19 protein-coding genes are annotated in these 16,211 nt (G+C 71.0%); 7 read left to right on the top strand and 12 right to left on the bottom strand.

Annotated features, from left to right (window positions below; all coding sequences use genetic code 11):
- From OG556_RS26290 to OG556_RS26275, 4 genes are all read left to right on the top strand, one after another.
- Window positions 1-318 (top strand): hypothetical protein, encoded by a 318-nt coding sequence (locus OG556_RS26290; protein WP_371520058.1) that lies wholly within the window; start codon window positions 1-3, stop codon window positions 316-318.
- A gap of 846 nt (window positions 319-1,164) precedes the next feature.
- Window positions 1,165-1,503 (top strand): hypothetical protein, encoded by a 339-nt coding sequence (locus OG556_RS26285; RefSeq protein WP_371520055.1) that lies wholly within the window; start codon window positions 1,165-1,167, stop codon window positions 1,501-1,503.
- 152 nt (window positions 1,504-1,655) lie between these two features.
- The gene (locus OG556_RS26280; RefSeq protein ID WP_371520052.1) at window positions 1,656-2,033 is read left to right on the top strand and encodes a hypothetical protein; all 378 of its coding nucleotides are present in this window, start codon (window positions 1,656-1,658) and stop codon (window positions 2,031-2,033) included.
- A gap of 77 nt (window positions 2,034-2,110) precedes the next feature.
- Complete coding sequence (locus OG556_RS26275; protein ID WP_371520049.1) at window positions 2,111-2,578, top strand: hypothetical protein; 468 nt, start codon at window positions 2,111-2,113, stop codon at window positions 2,576-2,578.
- Here the strand turns inward: OG556_RS26275 and OG556_RS26270 are convergent.
- The 7 genes from OG556_RS26270 to OG556_RS26240 form a co-directional block, all read right to left on the bottom strand.
- On the bottom strand, window positions 2,535-2,777 hold the full coding sequence (locus tag OG556_RS26270) for a helix-turn-helix transcriptional regulator (protein ID WP_371520046.1): 243 nt from the start codon (window positions 2,775-2,777) through the stop codon (window positions 2,535-2,537). The genes OG556_RS26275 and OG556_RS26270 overlap by 44 nt on opposite strands.
- A gap of 116 nt (window positions 2,778-2,893) precedes the next feature.
- Window positions 2,894-3,862: a DUF4331 family protein gene (locus tag OG556_RS26265; RefSeq protein ID WP_371520042.1), complete on the bottom strand. Its 969-nt coding sequence runs from the start codon at window positions 3,860-3,862 to the stop codon at window positions 2,894-2,896.
- 114 nt (window positions 3,863-3,976) lie between these two features.
- The gene (locus tag OG556_RS26260; protein ID WP_371520039.1) at window positions 3,977-4,165 is read right to left on the bottom strand and encodes a DUF397 domain-containing protein; all 189 of its coding nucleotides are present in this window, start codon (window positions 4,163-4,165) and stop codon (window positions 3,977-3,979) included.
- A 92-nt stretch (window positions 4,166-4,257) separates the two neighbouring features.
- Window positions 4,258-4,443 (bottom strand): DUF397 domain-containing protein, encoded by a 186-nt coding sequence (locus OG556_RS26255; protein WP_371520036.1) that lies wholly within the window; start codon window positions 4,441-4,443, stop codon window positions 4,258-4,260.
- 2 nt (window positions 4,444-4,445) lie between these two features.
- On the bottom strand, window positions 4,446-5,561 hold the full coding sequence (locus OG556_RS26250) for a Scr1 family TA system antitoxin-like transcriptional regulator (protein ID WP_371520033.1): 1,116 nt from the start codon (window positions 5,559-5,561) through the stop codon (window positions 4,446-4,448).
- 197 nt (window positions 5,562-5,758) lie between these two features.
- Window positions 5,759-6,904 carry a serine hydrolase domain-containing protein gene (locus tag OG556_RS26245; protein WP_371520030.1) on the bottom strand — a complete coding sequence of 382 codons (1,146 nt, stop codon included), beginning with the start codon at window positions 6,902-6,904 and terminating at the stop codon, window positions 5,759-5,761.
- Window positions 6,905-6,964: 60 nt separating this feature from the next.
- The gene (locus OG556_RS26240; RefSeq protein WP_371520027.1) at window positions 6,965-7,636 is read right to left on the bottom strand and encodes a DUF4097 family beta strand repeat-containing protein; all 672 of its coding nucleotides are present in this window, start codon (window positions 7,634-7,636) and stop codon (window positions 6,965-6,967) included.
- Window positions 7,637-8,082: 446 nt separating this feature from the next.
- Here OG556_RS26240 and OG556_RS26235 point away from each other — a divergent pair, with 446 nt between their 5' ends.
- Window positions 8,083-9,339: an alpha/beta hydrolase family protein gene (locus OG556_RS26235; protein WP_371520025.1), complete on the top strand. Its 1,257-nt coding sequence runs from the start codon at window positions 8,083-8,085 to the stop codon at window positions 9,337-9,339.
- A gap of 62 nt (window positions 9,340-9,401) precedes the next feature.
- On the opposite strand, the gene OG556_RS26230 is transcribed toward OG556_RS26235, so the two are convergent.
- Window positions 9,402-9,887 carry a MarR family transcriptional regulator gene (locus tag OG556_RS26230; protein WP_371520022.1) on the bottom strand — a complete coding sequence of 162 codons (486 nt, stop codon included), beginning with the start codon at window positions 9,885-9,887 and terminating at the stop codon, window positions 9,402-9,404.
- A 93-nt stretch (window positions 9,888-9,980) separates the two neighbouring features.
- Between OG556_RS26230 and OG556_RS26225 the strand changes: the two genes are divergently transcribed.
- Window positions 9,981-10,331, top strand: a complete 351-nt coding sequence (locus tag OG556_RS26225; RefSeq protein WP_371520020.1) for an HGxxPAAW family protein — start codon at window positions 9,981-9,983, stop codon at window positions 10,329-10,331.
- 134 nt (window positions 10,332-10,465) lie between these two features.
- Here OG556_RS26225 and OG556_RS26220 read toward each other — a convergent pair whose 3' ends face one another.
- The 3 genes from OG556_RS26220 to OG556_RS26210 all read right to left on the bottom strand — a co-directional run bounded on the left by OG556_RS26220 (window position 10,466) and on the right by OG556_RS26210 (window position 14,078).
- Entirely contained in the window at window positions 10,466-11,224 is a 759-nt protein-coding gene (locus tag OG556_RS26220) for a hypothetical protein (RefSeq protein ID WP_371520017.1), read from the bottom strand.
- Between the two features lie 90 nt (window positions 11,225-11,314).
- The gene (locus OG556_RS26215; protein WP_371520015.1) at window positions 11,315-11,947 is read right to left on the bottom strand and encodes a PadR family transcriptional regulator; all 633 of its coding nucleotides are present in this window, start codon (window positions 11,945-11,947) and stop codon (window positions 11,315-11,317) included.
- A 76-nt stretch (window positions 11,948-12,023) separates the two neighbouring features.
- On the bottom strand, window positions 12,024-14,078 hold the full coding sequence (locus OG556_RS26210) for an FAD-dependent oxidoreductase (protein WP_371520012.1): 2,055 nt from the start codon (window positions 14,076-14,078) through the stop codon (window positions 12,024-12,026).
- Window positions 14,079-14,262: 184 nt separating this feature from the next.
- On the opposite strand from OG556_RS26210, the gene OG556_RS26205 reads away from it, so the two are divergent.
- Window positions 14,263-15,522, top strand: a complete 1,260-nt coding sequence (locus OG556_RS26205; RefSeq protein ID WP_371520009.1) for an FAD-dependent monooxygenase — start codon at window positions 14,263-14,265, stop codon at window positions 15,520-15,522.
- 69 nt (window positions 15,523-15,591) lie between these two features.
- Here OG556_RS26205 and OG556_RS26200 read toward each other — a convergent pair whose 3' ends face one another.
- Window positions 15,592-16,167, bottom strand: coding sequence for a TerD family protein (locus OG556_RS26200; RefSeq protein WP_350883073.1), 576 nt, complete (start codon window positions 16,165-16,167; stop codon window positions 15,592-15,594).
- Between the last annotated feature and the right edge of the window lie 44 nt (window positions 16,168-16,211).

The raw sequence follows: 16,211 nt of genomic DNA, 5'->3' as shown, positions 1-16,211 counted from the left end.
ATGATCAAGTTCTCGGAATCCGATATCGGGATCCCGAAGGGCCTTGGCCCCTTCTACCTTCCGGAAAATGACGACGTCGCATACGTGTCCGACGGAGTGTTCGACGGGGCTCCGGTAGCGTCGGTCTTTCTGGATGACGAAGGCGACATCCAAGCCTTCGGCGCAGGGGACCAAGGGGAGGGATCCGACCCCAGGATGGTTCATTACTCACACATTCTTCAGAAGAATGGCCATCTGGGTAAGCTCCCGAGGCTCCCCATCGAACACTGGGCAGTATGGGACGAGGAGCAGAGCCTGTGGCGGGTGATGCCCGCGTAACCAAAATCCGGCCATCTCCGAAGATCGGCTGATGAATTCAATCGGCGCCTCGCCAAGGTCTTCCGACTGGGCCCGAGCCGGTCGAGGGCGATCCCGAAAGATTCGGGGTCGCCCTCGCTGCATTCCCGGGCGACAAGCTCGGCCAAGAATGAAGGCCCTCAGCCGTGCGATGCCCTCCGAATCCGCGGCGCCGTAGTGGAGCAGGCCGTCCGGGCACACCGCGCCCGCGCGGCCTTCGGCGAAGCGGTGGGTGATCTCGGGGATCACAGTGATCCACTGAACCCCCCCTGCCGGGGCGCCATCCGAACTTCGGATGGCGCCCCGGCAGCACAACGCAACTAGTGTCCTGCGCCGGAGATCCGTCGGCAGAATCGGGCGAGGGATCCGAGGACCTCATCGGCGGAGTGCTGGTTCTGACGCTTCGTACCCCGGTCTATGGGGCCTCCTTCGGGGCTGACGGTGTGAAGTACTCCGGCCTGCTCCGAGCCCACTCCTCTTCCTGGCCCGAGGTCCAGGCGGTGAAGTGCGCTACAGTTTCGGGAACACTCTTCTCCTCCGACGTCCCGGAGCTGGTCCTAGCCGCGAGTCTGGTGGCCGACATCGAGAAGGCGCGGGCCTCCGCCCTCTCGTCCTAAGTCGCTCACACAACCGTGTTCAGCTCCAGGGAGCGGGTCGTGAGGAACCGGAGGGTGGGACGGGCGGCGACGGGCAATCCGTTGCCGCCACTTCTCAATCGTCGACACCGGGGAGAACCCGAGATTGAGCCGTACGGAACTACTGCACGTCATTCGGCAGAGGGCCGGGGCCGGTGTCTGGCGTCGCAGCGGGAACCTCGTCGAGGAGGCGTTGGAGAACCTCGAGTACTTCCCCGCTCCGGGCGACGAGTCCGAAACCGTGGACCCGGAGGAACTGGCCGCCGTGCTGACGGGCACCATGGAAGCCTGGCTGCAGGACGCCGCTTCCGACGGTACGGGCAGACCCGGTGTCGTCTACTCGTGGCACGGCGACCAGGCGAGGCAGTTGCGCATGTCCTTCGTTTCCGGCAGGCGCGGAGACCTCCCGTTCCGGGCACCGCTGCTGTTCGTCAGCGCACAGGAAGTCGTGGTCGGTTTCCTCGCCGACGAGCACCGCGACGCCGAGGCACCATTGAAGGTCTTCGCCCTCGAACTGGCCGGGGCTGTCTGACGCGAACCGGTCGAACGCGGCTGGCCTGACAAATCGTCGATCAGTTATTCGAGTTGGTCGACCGATGGCGCCGGCCGGACGCACAGCGGGTCGATAGCCTGGGATGGGAGGTGGGTTTGATGGGACAGGAAGGACTGCCCCCGGGGTGCTCGGTGGCGGATCTCGTGGCGGCGGCCCATCGGTCCAGGCGGTTCGCCGGGATCGAGGTGGTCGAGGTCACGGCCGAGCCGAGGCTGGTCGACTTCCATCTGGAGACCCCGTCCGGGCACGAGTATCTGGTGATGCTGAGGGAAGACCTCGGCGAGGCCAGAGTTCTCTTCGAGGACTACGTGTTCGACGACGTCCCCGCCCATCGGGTCCTGGATTTCGTGGACCTGGTGGCACGGGGCGAGGTCGACCTCTCGTTCACGCGGTTCGGGCGGCAACTGGTCCTGCGGGTGTCCCTGCCCGAAGGGACCTGGGTCGATCGGCGCCGATTCGCCGACGACCTCTCGGATTGGGAGAAGAGCGTCATCGGACGAACAGCCTGATCCGCTACACCACCCCCGTCGGGGTGCCATCCGAAGTTCGGATGGCGCCCCGACGCACAACACAACTGGGGGAAATCATGCAGAAGAGACGCAGTCCCTGGGCGCTCGCGTACTTCCTGATCGGGCTCGTGTGCGCACTGATCGCGGCGTCGTCGGCGGCGTTCTCCACCAGGGTCGACGACCTCATACCGATCGTCCTCGCCGGGGTTCCGGGCCTGGTCCTGACGCTCCGCTCCCCGGTCTACGGGGTGTCCTTCGGCGCGGACGGCGTGGAGTACTGCGGGCTGCTGCGGGCCCGCTCCTACGCCTGGTCCGAGGTGCGGGAGGTGCGGTCGGCCACGGTTCCCGGAACGCTCTTCTCCTCCGACCTCCCGGAACTGGTCCTGGCCGACGGCAAGTCGGACCAACTGCCGCTGCTGGCCGGCTACGGGTGGGGGACCAAGGCGAACCGACGGGTCGAAGACCTCGTGGCCGAGCTGGAGAGGGCACGGGCCTCAGCGCTCACAGCTTCGGCGCAGCCTCCAGCGCCTGGGAGAGGGCGGTGAGGAGGGGGAGGGTGGGGGCGGCGTGGCCGGCTTCGATGGCGCGGATCTGGGCGTCGGTGAGGTCGGCGCGCTTGGCGAGGTCCGCGACGGAGAGGCCGAGGGCGGTGCGGCGCTCGCGGACGGCGCGGGCGAGGGCGCCGGCCGGGTCGCCGTCCGGGTGGGCGGGGAAGTCCTCGATCAGGGGGCGCGCGTGGTTCACCGAACCTCCTCATACGCGGGTGGGGGCGCACAGCCTGGCACATGATCAGAGCGGGAAGTGCGAAGCGGCGGTCAAGGATTCTTGACCGCCGCTTTGTCGTCCGGGCACTTGACTCGCTACTTGACCGGGTGCGGGTGGCCGAGGTGGGGGAAGACGGGGAGGACGTCGGTGTGCGGGGGGATGTGGTCGCTGGTGATCTTGCCGCCGGAGACCATGGTGAGGCGGGCCGAGGTCACGTCGTCGACGAGGGTGCGGCCGTTGGGGTAGGCGGCGGGGCGGGAGCGGTCGTAGCGGAGGATGTCCGGGAGGACGAGCTTGAGGGTCTCGGTGGCGGCCGCGGTGGTGTAGTCCCCGGTGTGCTGGAGGACGGCCGTCCAGGCCTCGCGGTAGGTGTCCCAGTCGTCGGCCGGCTCGCCCGCGTTGTACGCGTCCTTCACCTCCTCCTTGTTGAAGTAGGCGGTGAGGGAGGGGTGCGCGCCACGGTCGACGGAGACGAGCTGACCGTCCTGGCGGAGGCTGACCCGGGCCCAGACGCCGATCGTCGGGTCGGGGCCGAGGTCGGCGTCGGGGACTTCGAGGGCGATGCCGAAGACGTTGGCGTCGGCCATGGCGTCCTTGCCGGTCCAGGTGAAGTTGTTGACGATCCCTTCGAGATCGGCGAAGAAGGGGTCGCTGCGCAGCCCGACGGAGAGCTTGCGGCCGTTCGCCTCGATGACGTCGGGCGCGTCCCCGAAGGCGACCGGGGCTTCGGAGAACAGGACGTCCCCGGTGGGCTCGTGCTTCTGCGCGGCGGCGCCGGTCGCGCGGTGGACGGTGACGGTCTGGGCGCCGGTGTGGGTGGGGGCGGAGAAGGTGAAGGAGTAGGCGACGTCGGCGCGGTGGTCGCCGTCGTTGTCGATGTTGATGCGGTAGACGGCGTCGGGGTGGAACTCGGCCGCCTGGGTGGGGGCGTAGGGGTTCGCGTTCATGATCAGGACAGTCCGGCCGGGCGCATCGGCGGCCGGAAAGGCGAACACGTCGGTCAGGTCGAGCCGCGAGTCGCCTCGGGGTGAGCGGAGGTTGGGGCCGCTGAGGTGATGGGACATGGGACCGTTGGTAGCAGCCCCCACCCGACACCGGCCCGACGACACCCACAACCCGCCCGCCCGTCCGCCGATTGGCCGTCACTTCCCGGCACACCGTCGACGGAGAAGGCCGAATCAGACCTCAGCCGTCGCTGCGAACGCCACGAACGCCCGCCACACGGTCGGCTCGAACGCCAACTGCGGGCCGCTCTTGTCCTTGGAATCACGCACGTGAACGGTGCCGGGCGTCATAGCGACCTCGACGCACTGAGCTTCCTCGTTCGTGCTGTAGCTGCTCTTGAACCACGCCAGCTCGCTACTCACTGCTCCCCCAAAACGTCGGACAGCGCCAACAGTTCGACGGTACGCCGACGGCTCGCCGCACGGAAGCGGCGAGCCGTCGGGAGAAGGCTGAATCAGACCTCGGCGGTCGCAGCGAACGCCACGAACGCCTGCCACGCGGTCGGCTCGAACGCCAACTGCGGGCCGCTCTTGTCCTTGGAATCACGCACGTGAACGGTGCCGGGCGTCTCGGCGACCTCGACGCATGCGGCGTCCTCGTTGGTGCTGTAGCTGCTCTTGAACCAGTCCAGCTCGGCCATGCCTACCGCTCTCCCAGAATCTGCTCGATCAGGGCCAGGGACTCCCTCAGCCCCAGGGCCTGAGCCCGGATGCTGCTGTACCGTGCGGCCATATTACGGACCTCGACCGGGTCCGTGACCAAACGATTCACATGCTGCGCCGCCACGTACCCGATCTGCGAACGCCCATTCGGCGTGAGCAGAATGAACGAGCCACTCATTCCCGCGTGGTTCATCCGGTCGAGCGGCATTACCTGAAGTTCAGGGCCTCGCATCTGGCCCACCTTGAGCAGGTGCTGGAGTTGCTCAGCATGGACGTCCCACCCTCCCAAGGGTCGCCGCAACACGCTCTCGTCGATCACCCACGTCACCACCGGCTGAGGCCAACGGGTCAGGATCTCCTGCCGGGCCAGTCGCGCCGCCACCCACTCGTCGATCTGTTCGGGAGAGAGCATCGGTCGTCGCATCTCGTACAGGGCGCGAATGTACGCCTCGGTCTGTAGCAGCCCCGGAACGACCATCGTGCTGTAGTCATGGATCTCGATCGCCCGCCATTCCTCGGACGTGAAGGCCTTGGAGTAGGCCGGATGCCGCTCGCTGATCCGGATCTTCGCCTTCATCACGTCGTCCGCAACGACCCTCAACGCACCGCCCGCGTTGAGGACTTCGTCCGCCTTGGTCAGGATCTCGATTCTCGGCGTCCGCTTGCCGCGCTCGACCGCCCCCAGCTGGTCCTCGCTGTACCCGAGCCTGTCGGCCAGCTCGCGCTGCGTCATCCCGGCCCGCTCCCGGAAGAGCCTGATCAACTTGCCCACCGCAGCGTAGAACTCCGCGACACCGTCGGAGTTCTCCACCGTCTCGCCGTCATCGAAGACCGTGCGCTCGACGCCACCCACGACAATCACCCACCCTTTCGACCGACCGATCCGGGCCGACCAACAGGCCAACCCTCCGCATTCGCACAGGCACTCTGAGTGCTCGCCGAATCCGTGGTCAGCGTACGTCCAGGACGCCGCCGTTTCCTCCGGGTCGGCGGAGGCCCCCTCGGCGGCCCGGGTCGCTACACCCGAGGCATCCGTGCCATTCAGCATTTGACGTAACGTCAACTTTTCAATGGTGAGCTCAACTTGAACTTCCATAGGCTCCATTACGCCACGCCGATTCACCATCGCGGAGCATGCCGCTGACGCGAATACGCCGGGCACCTTCCGGAGCGCGGCTTCACGCTTCACTCCCGCCTCGCCACCGCTGCGCGCCGGGGCACCACCTCTAAAACGCGTGGAGTGGGAAGTCGGCCCCGCCGACTTCCCACTCCACGCACCGAAACCGCACGCCGTCAGCCCTCGGCTCGCACGCCGCTGCCGCCGCTGCCGAACACCGCCTTGATGAGCCGGTCCAGCGCCTTCGGGAACTCCTGCGCCGGGTCGGATGCGGAGTCGCCGGTGGTGAGCCCGGCGGTCAGGGTCTTGCTGCCGTCGGGGGTGCCGATCATCAGTGCCCCGTAGCCGCCGGGGGCGCCGCCGTTGTGGTGGACGATGGTGCCGCCGTCCGGGCCGAGGTCCTGGACGAACAGGCCCAGGCCGTAGCCGAGCGCCCCGTGCGGCGTGCGCATCTCGTCCAGCAGCGGGGCGGGCAGGAGCTTGCCGCCCAGGAGTGCGGCGAAGAACGTGCGGAGGTCCCGGGTGGTGGAGATCAGGTCGCCGGCGCCGACCAGGAGGGAGAGGTTCTGGCGCGCGACGTCGACCACCTTCCACTGGTCGCCGTCCTGGTAGCGGTAGTAGCCGTGGGCGTGCGGCCCGGGGAGCTCCGGCGAGTCGCCCGGCACCACGGTGTCCCGCAGTCCGAGCGGCCGCAGGATCCGCCGCCACATCTCCTCGGCGTACGGGCGGCCGCCGGCCTGCTCGATCAGGAGCACGGCCAGTGTGTAGTTGGTGTTGGAGTAGCTCTGGTCGGTGCCCGGCTCGAACCGTGCCGGCTTGGAGAGGGCGAACTGCACGAGTTCTTCCGGCCGGTAGCTGTGGAACCGGTTGTCCACCCACTCCTTGCCCATCGCGGGGATCCCCGGTACGAACGTCCCGTCGGGTTCGAGGTCGCCGGTGTAGCTGGCCAATCCGCTGGTGTGCTGGAGCAGCATCCGTACGGTGATCCGCCGGTCCAGCCCGAACTGCGGCAGGTGGTCGGCCACCGGGGTGTCCAGCCCGATCGCGCCGTCGGCCACCAGGTGCAGCACCAGGGTCGCGACGAAGGTCTTGGTGGTGCTGCCCACCCAGAACTTCCCGTCCACCAACGGCTTTGCGGCCTCACCCAGCTTGCGCACCCCGGCGCTGCCGACCCACTCCCCGCGTTCGTCGTGCACGCGCAGTTGTATCCCGGCGAAACCGGCGTCGACGAACTCCTGGATGGCCTGCTGCAGTTCCGGGCGGTTCTGCCCGGCGGCGACGTCATCGACGGCGATCTCGGCGGCGTAGCGGGATTCACTCATGGTTGTTCCTTGTCTCGCGATCGGAGTGTGCGGGTGCGGGCTGCGGGTGCGGCAGCGGCTTCAGAGGCTGCGGGCGGTGATGTCGCCGTAGGCGGTGGTCGCGTGGATGCTCAGGCCGGCGGCGGCACCGTCAGCGTTCTTGAGCGCGTTGTGGATCCGGCCGTAGGTGGTACCGGCGTCCAGGGAGGCGGAGACGCCGCGGGCGGCGCCGACGGACACGTCGCCGGCCTCGGTGCGCAGCGTGACCGTGCCGTGTACGGCTTCGGTGATGTGGATGTCGCCCTTGGCGGTGGTGATCTCCGCGGGACCGTTGAGGCGGCCGACGGAGATGTCACCGGCGAGGACGGCGAGGTAAGCGCCGGCGGTCTCGTCGAGCTTGACCGAGGCCTGCGCGCCTTCGAAGGTGACGTCGCCGAGACGTCCGACGCCGCGGAGTTCGGCGCTGGCCGTCTTCACCTGGATGCGGGAGCCGGCGGGCAGTTGGACGGTCACCTCGACGGTGCCGGACTGGCCGAGGATCCGGCTCTCGGCCGCCGCCGCCTCGATCCGCAGGACGCCGTCGGCGTATTCGACGGTGGTCCGCTCCGCCGCCTTCACGTCGCGGCTCTTCGAGGCGTCGGCGGGCAGGACCTCGACCGTGGTGTCGGCCCGGTCGGCGGCGATGAACCGGATGCGTCCGGCGGGGATGTCGAGGACGGCGGAGACCGGGGCGGGGGTGGCGAACTTCTGCATGATGCTCTCCTGTGGCTCGTTGTTTCCGACAACAGAAACGCTACGTTGCCTTCACGATGCATGGCAACAGTCATGTTGCGCACAATCAGCATCATTGCAGGCCAGAGCCACATTATCGTTGCAACAGTCACAGATTTAACGCAACGTCAGTCATGCCACTCGTTGCATTGGATTGAGCGTGAACGCTATGCGCCGCCCCGCCCCGGCGCGCCGCCGCATCAGCCCACGGATGTAAACCCCCGGGCCAATGCGCACGGCCGCACCGTCATCCGGTGGTCGGATGTGGCCGGGTGCGCCGCGATGACAGCCTTCCGATCAGGTGCACGGAGATCCATCGGACGGTCCGTCAGGGGTGCTTCCCCGGCGGTCCGGTGTCGAACGACGGCCGCACCTGCGAAGACCGCGCGCCTCGGCCCGGTTCTGTCCAGCACACCCAGGGAGGGCCCATGACCACCACACCGTTCACGAGCCGACACGCCATGACGCGCCGCCGTCTGCTGGGGGCCGCACTGGCTGCCGGGGCCGCCGGGGCCGCCGCACCGCTCGCCCTCGCCCGCCCCGCATGGGCGGCGGGCGGGGCCACCACCCCCGGGGCCACCATCCCCGGGGCCACCACGCCCACCGCCACCGGCGGCCCGGCGCGGCTCACCCTGCCCGAACCCACCGGGCCGCACCCCGTGGGCACCGTCCCGCTGCACCTGCTCGACGCCTCCCGCCCGGACCCGCTGGCCGGCCCGGGCCGGTTCCGCGAGCTGATGGCGAGCGTCTGGTACCCCGCCCGCGAGGCCGGGGCGTACCCGCTCGCGCCCTGGATGGCCGACGGCGCACTGCGGGCGTTCCTCGCGGACACGGGCTTCGCCATCGACCCCGCCCTCGCCCCGCTCACCTCCGGCCGCGTGGGCGCCCCGGTCCACCGCGCGGGCCGCCGTCTGCCCGTCGTCGTCTACTCGCACGGCGCGCACAGCCACCGCGCCGACCACACCGTGATGGTCCAGGAACTCGCCAGCCACGGCTACGTGGTGGTCACCGTCGACCACACCCGCGACGCGATCACCGAGTTCCCCGACGGCCTGGTCCTCACCCCGGACCGGAGCATCCCGATGGGGCCGAAGGACTTCGCCGCGGACATCCGTTTCCTCCTCGACCAGGTCGAGGCCCTCGCCGCCGGGCGCAACCCCGACGCCGACGGCAAGCCGCTGCCCGCCGGGCTGCTGCACGCCCTCGACCCGGACCGGATCGGCATGTTCGGCTGGTCGAAGGGCGGTACGGCCACCGTCTACACCATGCTCACCGACCGGCGCGTCCGCGCCGGGCTGAGCCTGGACGGCCCGATGCAGCCGACCATCACCACCGACCTGGACCGGCCGTTCATGATGATGACCGCCGAGTTCACCCGGGCCGGGCAGCCGGCCGTCGCGGAGTTCTGGCCGCACCTGCGCGGCTGGCGGCTCGACGTCCAGGCCCAGGGCGCCGTGCACGTCTCGTACGGCGACAACCAGGTGCTGATCCCGCAGGCCGCCAAGCTCCTCGGCCTGACCGACGAACAGGTCCGGGGCATGATCGGCACCCTCGACCCGGCCCGCGCGGTGAAGATCCAGCAGGCGTACCCGGTGGCCTTCTTCGACCTGCACCTGCGGCACCGCGCCAGCCGCCTCCTCGACGGCCCGTCCGCGGCCTTCCCCGAGGTGACGTACCTGCCCTGAGGCACTGGCGCCGAGACGCTGCTCCGAGGCCGTGGCGGCCGGCCCCTCCCCGGGGTCGGCCGCTACGGCGTTTCGGCCCGGATCTCCTCCAGCGACTCCCCCAGCACCCCCTTGGCCCGGGTGAACCAGTCGGCGATCACCGCGATCTCGTCCGGCGTGTAGTCGGCGAACAGCGCGCCGATCCGCTCGTAGAACGGGCCGTAGACCTGGAGGATGCGCTGCTGCGCGTCCTCCGCCATCACCACGCGGACGCGCCGGCGGTCGGCCGGGTCGGCCTCGCGGCGGGCGTAGCCGGTCCTCTCCAGCCGGTTGAGCACGCCGGTCACCGCGCCGGTGGTCAGCTGCGCGCGCTCGGCGAGGTCGCCGGCGGCCAGCGGCTCCCCGGCCATCGCGGCCTCGATGACGAAGCCGAGGCAGGTCAGGTCGGTGACGTTGAGGCCGAGCCGGGCGGCGATGTCCTGCTGGCCGAACTGCGCCAGCGCGATCATCCGGTCCATCGCGTAGAGCGCCTGCTCGGGCGTCGCCTGGGGGCGCGGCTTGCCCTTCACTCGATATCTCCTTAGCATCTAAGTTACTTAGCTCGTGAGATAAACGGTCCGACCCGCCCATCCCGACCCGCCCATCACACCAAACGAGGAGCAATGAGCGCACACGGCGACCACGACATGGGGCACACCATCGCCGGCTGGACCGGCTCCGTCATCGCGATCCTCGGCTTCACCGTCGCGGGCGCGGCCCTCGCCCTCGGCTCGGCCGCCGGGCTCTGGGCCGGCGGGATCCTCACCGCCCTCGGCGCGCTCGCCAGCTGGCTGCTCCACCTCGCCGGCTGGGGCAAACCCACCGGCCCGCGCCCGCCCGCCCACCGGCACTGGCGCACCCCCGACCCCGCCGGCCGCGGGGGCCACCCCCACTGCCTCGGCTGCCGCCTCGCCGGCCGCACCCCGGCCCCGGCGCCGACCCCCGTACAGGACCGGCGGCGCATCAGCGCCTGACCGGCCGACACCGCCGACACCGCCGGCTCCGCACCCGCCCGATACGGCTTCACGAGCACCGGTGGCGGCGCTCACCCGCACACCGCGGCCCCCGTCGAGCCACGTGCTCGGCGGGGGCCGTCGCGTTGTCCGGCTCAGACCGAGGTGCCCTGGGTGACGGGGGCCGTGGCGGTGGGCGGGGTGGTGCTGCCGGCGGTGGTGCCGAGGGCGCGCTGGGCCTTGGCGACGGCGGCGCGGTACTGGAAGGAGGCCAGTTGGGGGGAGTCGCCGCCGCGCTGGAAGAAGCCGAAGGCCATGCCGACGGTGCCGAAGCGCTCGACGCCGACGAAGGCGTTCAGCTGGACGCCCGCCAGGGTGCCGTCGAGGCGGACGGCGGGCGCGTCCTGGCGGTCGCCGAGGGTGACCGGCGTGACGGTGAAGGTCACCGTGTCGTTGGTGCCGGCGTTGAAGGTGATGGTGTGGCAGCCCTTGAGGGCCGTGGTGGCGGCGTCGAGGTCGGTGGTGAGCTTTCCCGCGTCCTCGGCGGTGAGGGACTCGGTCACCATCGGGTTGCCGCCCGGGCCGTCCAGTTCGGCCTCGGCGTGCGGGGTCTCGGGGCCGGGGACGCCGGTGTGCATGTTGATCAGGTCGCTGAGGGCGTCGCAGCTGTTGGCCGGGGACGGCATCGTACTGGGGCCGGCGCTGGGGCTGGGGCTGGCCGTGCTGGGGACCTGGGTGAAGCCCGGGCCGACGTCGTCGACGGTGAGCAGGGCCGCGGTGAGTTGGTCGGAGGTGGGCAGGCCCGGGGCGGGCCGGCCGGGCGTCGCGGCCGCGGCGAGGTGGGCCGGGCCCAAGGCGACCGCCGCGGCGAGGGCTGCGGCGGCGAGGGCGTGGAGCGGCTTCGGGTGGGACATGCGGGCCCCCCGGTCGAGAGCGCGGGCAGGGACAGGCACCAGTGTCCCACCGGGCCTGGCAGGGGGCTCGCGGGCGCGGATCGCCGCAGGTCAGACCCCCTGGCCCGGCTGGTCCCGCTGGTCCGCCTGGTCCGCCTGGTCCGTCAGAGGCACGTCGAGCGCTTCGAGGGTTTCGAGGGTTTCGGCGAGCCACTGCACCCAGAAGGCCTCCAGCCCGATGCCCGCCCGCAGCACGGCGTGCTGGAGGCGGTTCTCCCCGGCCGCCTCCCCGGCCGTCTCCCCCGCTGTCGCCCCTGCCGTCGCCTCGGCCGGGAAGTCGCGCCGCTCGATCTCCCGGTAGTCGTCCAACTGCGCGCGGTGCAGCGCCAGGTGCCGCCGCACCTCGGCCGCCAGGCCGTCCGTGCCGACCACTGCGGCGGCGCGCAGCCGCAGCAGCAGCGGTTCGCGGACGGCGCGCGGCTCGGCGCCCTCGGCCGTCCAACGGGCGAGTTCGGCGCGGCCCTCGGGCAGGACCTCGTACTCCTTCTTCTGCCCGCGGACGGGGCCGGACGGCTGGAGGGCCCGGATCTGTCCGGAGGCCTCCAGCCGGCCCAACTCGCGGTAGATCTGCTGGTGGGTGGCGGGCCAGAAGAAGCCGATCGACTTGTCGAAGCGCCGCGTCAGCTCCAGCCCCGAGGACGGTTTCTCCAGCAGGGCGGTGAGGATGGCGTGCGGCAGCGACATGCCGTCGATCCTAGGGCGTGCCCGAGGCGTGCCCGGGTCCCGTCCTGCCGGGCAGGACCCGGCGCGCACGGAAGGGTCAGATCGCGGCGGCCAGTTCGGTGCCCTGCTTGATGGCCCGCTTGGCGTCGAGTTCGGCGGCAACGTCGGCGCCGCCGATCAGGTGGGCCTCCAGGCCGCGCTCGCGCAGCGCCTCGTAGAGGTCGCGGCGCGGCTCCTGGCCGGTGCAGAGCACCACGGTGTCCACGGGCAGCAGTTGGCGCTCGCCGTCGACGGTGAAGTGCAGGCCGGCGTCGTCGATCAGGTCGTACGTCGCGCCGGCGACCATGGTGACGCCGCGGTGCCGGAGTTCGGTGCGGTGGATCCAGCCGGTGGTCTTGCCGAGCCCGGCACCGACCTTGCTGGTCTTGCGCTGGAGCAGGTGGACGGCGCGCGGCGGTGCGGGCCGCTCGGGGCGGCGCAGTCCGCCGCGCTCGCGGTACTCCGGGTCGATGCCCCACTTGGCCTGGAACACGGCCGGGTCGAGGCTGGCCGCGTCGCCCGGGTCGGTGAGGAAGCCTGCGACGTCGAAGCCGATGCCGCCCGCGCCGAGGATGGCGACCCGCTCGCCGACGGGGGCGCCGTCGCGCAGGACGTCGAGGTAGCCGACGACGCTGGGGTGGTCGACTCCCGGCAGGTCGGCGGGGGTTCGCGGGGTGACGCCGGTGGCGAGGACGAGTTCGTCGAAGTCCTCGGCGACGAGCTGGTCGGCGGTGGCGGTGGTGCCGAGGCGCTGGGTGACGGCCAACTCGGCGAGCCGGGTGCGGTAGTAGCGCAGCGTCTCGTCGAACTCCTCCTTGCCGGGCACGAGCCGGGCGGTGTTCAGCTGCCCGCCGATCGCCGCGGCGGCGTCGAACAGGGTGACGTCGTGGCCGCGTTCGGCGGCGGAGACGGCGAACGCGAGCCCGGCGGGGCCGGCTCCGACGACGCCGATGCGCTTGCGCAGCCTGGTGGGCGCGAGCACGAGTTCGGTCTCGTGGCAGGCGCGCGGGTTGACCAGGCAGGAGGTGATCAGGCCGCTGAAGGTGTGGTCGAGGCAGGCCTGGTTGCAGCCGATGCAGGTGTTGATGGCGTCGGCGCGGCCGTCCTCCGCCTTGGCGACGAAGTCGGCGTCGGCGAGCAGCGGACGGGCCAGCGAGACCAGGTCGGCGCAGCCGTCGGCGAGCAACTGCTCGGCGATTTCCGGGGTGTTGATGCGGTTGGTGGTGACCAGCGGGATGCCGACGGTGCCCATCACCTTCCTGGTCGCCCAGGCGAAGGCGCCGCGCGGCACGGAGGTGGCGATGGTGGGGATGCGGGCCTCGTGCCAGCCGATGCCGGTGTTGATGATGGTCGCCCCGGCGGCCTCGACGGCCTGGGCGAGGCGGACGACCTCGTCGAGGGTGGAGCCGCCGGGCACCAGGTCGAGCATGGAGAGGCGGTAGACGATGATGAAGTCCTCGCCGACCCGCTCGCGGACCCGGCGGACGATCTCCACCGGGAAGCGCATCCGGCGCTCGTACGGGCCGCCCCACTCGTCCTCGCGCCGGTTGGTGGCGGCGACGACGAACTCGTTGATCAGGTAGCCCTCGGAGCCCATGATCTCGACGCCGTCGTACCCGGCGCGGCGGGCGAGTTCGGCGCAGCGGACGAAGTCCTCGATGGTCTGCTCGACCTGTGCGGCGGTGAGCTCGTGCGGGACGAAGGGGCTGATCGGGGCCTGGAGGGCGCTGGGGGCGACCAGGTCGCGGTGGTAGGCGTAGCGGCCGAAGTGCAGGATCTGCAGGGCGATCTTCCCGCCGGCGGCGTGCACGGCGTCGGTGACGACGCGGTGGCGGTCGGCTTCGGCCCCGGTGGTGAGCATCGCGCCACCCTCCCAGGGGCGCCCGGCCTCGTTGGGGGCGATGCCGCCGGTGACGATGAGGCCGACGCCGCCGCGGGCCCGCTCGGCGTAGAACTCGGCCATCCGCCGGTAGCCGTCGGGGGCCTCCTCCAGGCCGACGTGCATGGAGCCCATGACGACGCGGTTGGGCAGGGTGGTGAAGCCGAGGTCGAGCGGGCTGAGCAGGTGCGGGTAGCGGCTGCTGCCGGGGGTGGTGCTCATCGACGCGCTCATCGACGTCTCCTGGGGGCGGCGGGGGTCGGTGTTACCGCAGAGTAGGGGACGACGGCTCGATGTGCAACTAGTTGCATAAGGAGGTCGCGGGCCGGGCCCCCGCGCTCTACCGGTTCCCGTCAACTCGCGGACATCATCCGCGTATCGTCGGATCGGTAGTGTGGGCAGCCGGGAGAGGACCGCCATGCGGGATAGCTCGATAGCCGTGATCGGCGGCAGCATCGCCGGAAGCGCCTTCGCCGGGGCCGCCGCCCGGCTGGGAGCGGACCGGATCGTCGTCCTGGAACGCAGCGAGGGCCAGCTGGAGGACCGCGGCGTCGGGATCTGCATCAACGACGACCGCTTCGACGAACTGGTCCGCGCCGGCCACCTCCACGACGGCATCCGCCGCCACCGCCTCACCGTCCGCCGCTGGGCCACCCGGGAGACGGCCGAGGACCGCACCGACGACGGACCGGACGGGCGCGGGCGGGTGCTCTGGAACCAGCCGATGCCGTTCCACTCCCACCACTGGGCCGTCCTGTGGCAGGCCCTGCGCGAACGCACCCCCGACCGGGTCGAGTTCCGGCAAGGCCACACCGTCACCGCGGCCGGCACCGACCAGGACGGCGCCTGGACGGCCGGCCCCGACGGCACCCGCGAACCGTACGACCTGGTGATCGGCGCCGACGGCTACCGCTCGGTGGTCCGCGCGGCGGTCTGCCCGCAGGCCCGGCCCGCGTACGCCGGGTACGTGTGCTGGCGCGGCAGCTACGACGCCGCGCTGCTGACGGAGCTGCCCGGCGGCGCCGCGGCCTGGCCGGAGGACGAGTGCGCCACCGTCTGCTACCCCGGCGGCCAGGTCGTGATCTACCGCATCCCCGGGCTCACCGCCGGCACCACCCAGGTGAACTGGGTCTTCTACGCGCCCACCCCCGCCTGGCTAGGCCTCGACGGCCCGACCAGCATCCCGGCGGGCACCCTCACCGACGGGCAGCTGGACGACCTGCGCCTGCTCGCCGAACGGCACCTGCCGCCGTACTGGTCCGCCCTGGTCACCCTCACCCCGCGCGAGCGGACCTTCCTCCAGCCCGTCTACGACCTGGAGACCCCGCGCCGCACGGCCGGCCGGCTGCTCCTCGGCGGGGACGCGGCCACCGTCGTCCGCCCGCACAACACCAGCGGCGCGGTGAAGGCCCTGCAGGACGCGCACGCCTTCGAGCGGGCCGGGCGGGCCGCCGCCGCGGACGGCGGGTCCTGGCCGGCCCTGCTGGCCACGTACGACCAGGAGCGGGGCGTGGTCGGGCGGGAGCTGGTGGAACTGGGCCGACGGCTCGGCCGGGAGCAGGTCGCCGCCGCACCGGACTGGTCGGCCATGGACGAACCGGGGATGGACGCCTGGTGGCGCCGTCAGATCACCGGCGGCGGGGGTTTCGGCGGCCACGCCCTCGGGCGTCCCGAGTGAGCGTGGGCCGCACAGGCCGGCGGCCGCCGAAACCCCGTCAGATCACCTGCTGCGATTCGCCTGCGGCGATCAGACGTTGACGCCGTAGTCGGTCGCGATGCCGCGCAGACCGGAGGCGTAACCCTGCCCTATCGCGCGGAACTTCCACTCCGCGCCGTTGCGGTACAGCTCACCGAAGACCATCGCGGTCTCGGTGGACGCGTCCTCGCTGAGGTCGTAACGGGCGATCTCCTGGCCGTTGGCCTGGTTCAGCACCCGGATGAACGCGTTGCGGACCTGCCCGAAGTTCTGCAGCCGGGCGTCGGCGTCGTAGATCGACACCGGGAAGACGACCTTCGCCACGTCGGCCGGCACCCGCGCCAGGTCGACCTTGATCTGCTCGTCGTCGCCGTCGCCGCCACCGGTCAGGTTGTCGCCGCTGTGCTCGACCGAACCATCGGGGCTGCGCAGGTTGTTGAAGAAGACGAAGTGCTGGTCCGAGACCACCTTGCCGAGCGCGTTGCAGAGCAGCGCACTGGCGTCCAGGTCGTAATCGGCGCCGGTGGTGGTGCGCACGTCCCAGCCGAGACCCACGATCACGGCGCTCAGACCGGGCGCCTCCTTGCTCAGCGAGACGTTGCCGCCCTTGGCCAGTGAAACTCCCACAATGCCCTCCTCGATCTCTCCCTGCGGACGAATCTACAACACTG

The organism is Kitasatospora sp. NBC_01300 (assembly GCF_041435235.1).
In the GTDB taxonomy this organism is placed as follows: Bacteria; Actinomycetota; Actinomycetes; order Streptomycetales; family Streptomycetaceae; genus Kitasatospora.
This window is presented reverse-complemented; position numbering and strand designations above follow the sequence as displayed.

Coding starts and splice junctions, on each gene's coding strand:
- OG556_RS26225 (WP_371520020.1), top strand. CDS start 9,981: ATGAGCGCACACGGCGACCACGACATGGGGCACACCATCGCCGGCTGG.
- OG556_RS26210 (WP_371520012.1), bottom strand. CDS start 14,078: ATGAGCGCGTCGATGAGCACCACCCCCGGCAGCAGCCGCTACCCGCAC.
- OG556_RS26215 (WP_371520015.1), bottom strand. CDS start 11,947: ATGTCGCTGCCGCACGCCATCCTCACCGCCCTGCTGGAGAAACCGTCC.
- OG556_RS26245 (WP_371520030.1), bottom strand. CDS start 6,904: ATGAGTGAATCCCGCTACGCCGCCGAGATCGCCGTCGATGACGTCGCC.
- OG556_RS26250 (WP_371520033.1), bottom strand. CDS start 5,561: ATGGAAGTTCAAGTTGAGCTCACCATTGAAAAGTTGACGTTACGTCAA.
- OG556_RS26255 (WP_371520036.1), bottom strand. CDS start 4,443: ATGGCCGAGCTGGACTGGTTCAAGAGCAGCTACAGCACCAACGAGGAC.
- OG556_RS26235 (WP_371520025.1), top strand. CDS start 8,083: ATGACCACCACACCGTTCACGAGCCGACACGCCATGACGCGCCGCCGT.
- OG556_RS26290 (WP_371520058.1), top strand. CDS start 1: ATGATCAAGTTCTCGGAATCCGATATCGGGATCCCGAAGGGCCTTGGC.
- OG556_RS26240 (WP_371520027.1), bottom strand. CDS start 7,636: ATGCAGAAGTTCGCCACCCCCGCCCCGGTCTCCGCCGTCCTCGACATC.
- OG556_RS26220 (WP_371520017.1), bottom strand. CDS start 11,224: ATGTCCCACCCGAAGCCGCTCCACGCCCTCGCCGCCGCAGCCCTCGCC.
- OG556_RS26275 (WP_371520049.1), top strand. CDS start 2,111: ATGCAGAAGAGACGCAGTCCCTGGGCGCTCGCGTACTTCCTGATCGGG.
- OG556_RS26205 (WP_371520009.1), top strand. CDS start 14,263: ATGCGGGATAGCTCGATAGCCGTGATCGGCGGCAGCATCGCCGGAAGC.
- OG556_RS26265 (WP_371520042.1), bottom strand. CDS start 3,862: ATGTCCCATCACCTCAGCGGCCCCAACCTCCGCTCACCCCGAGGCGAC.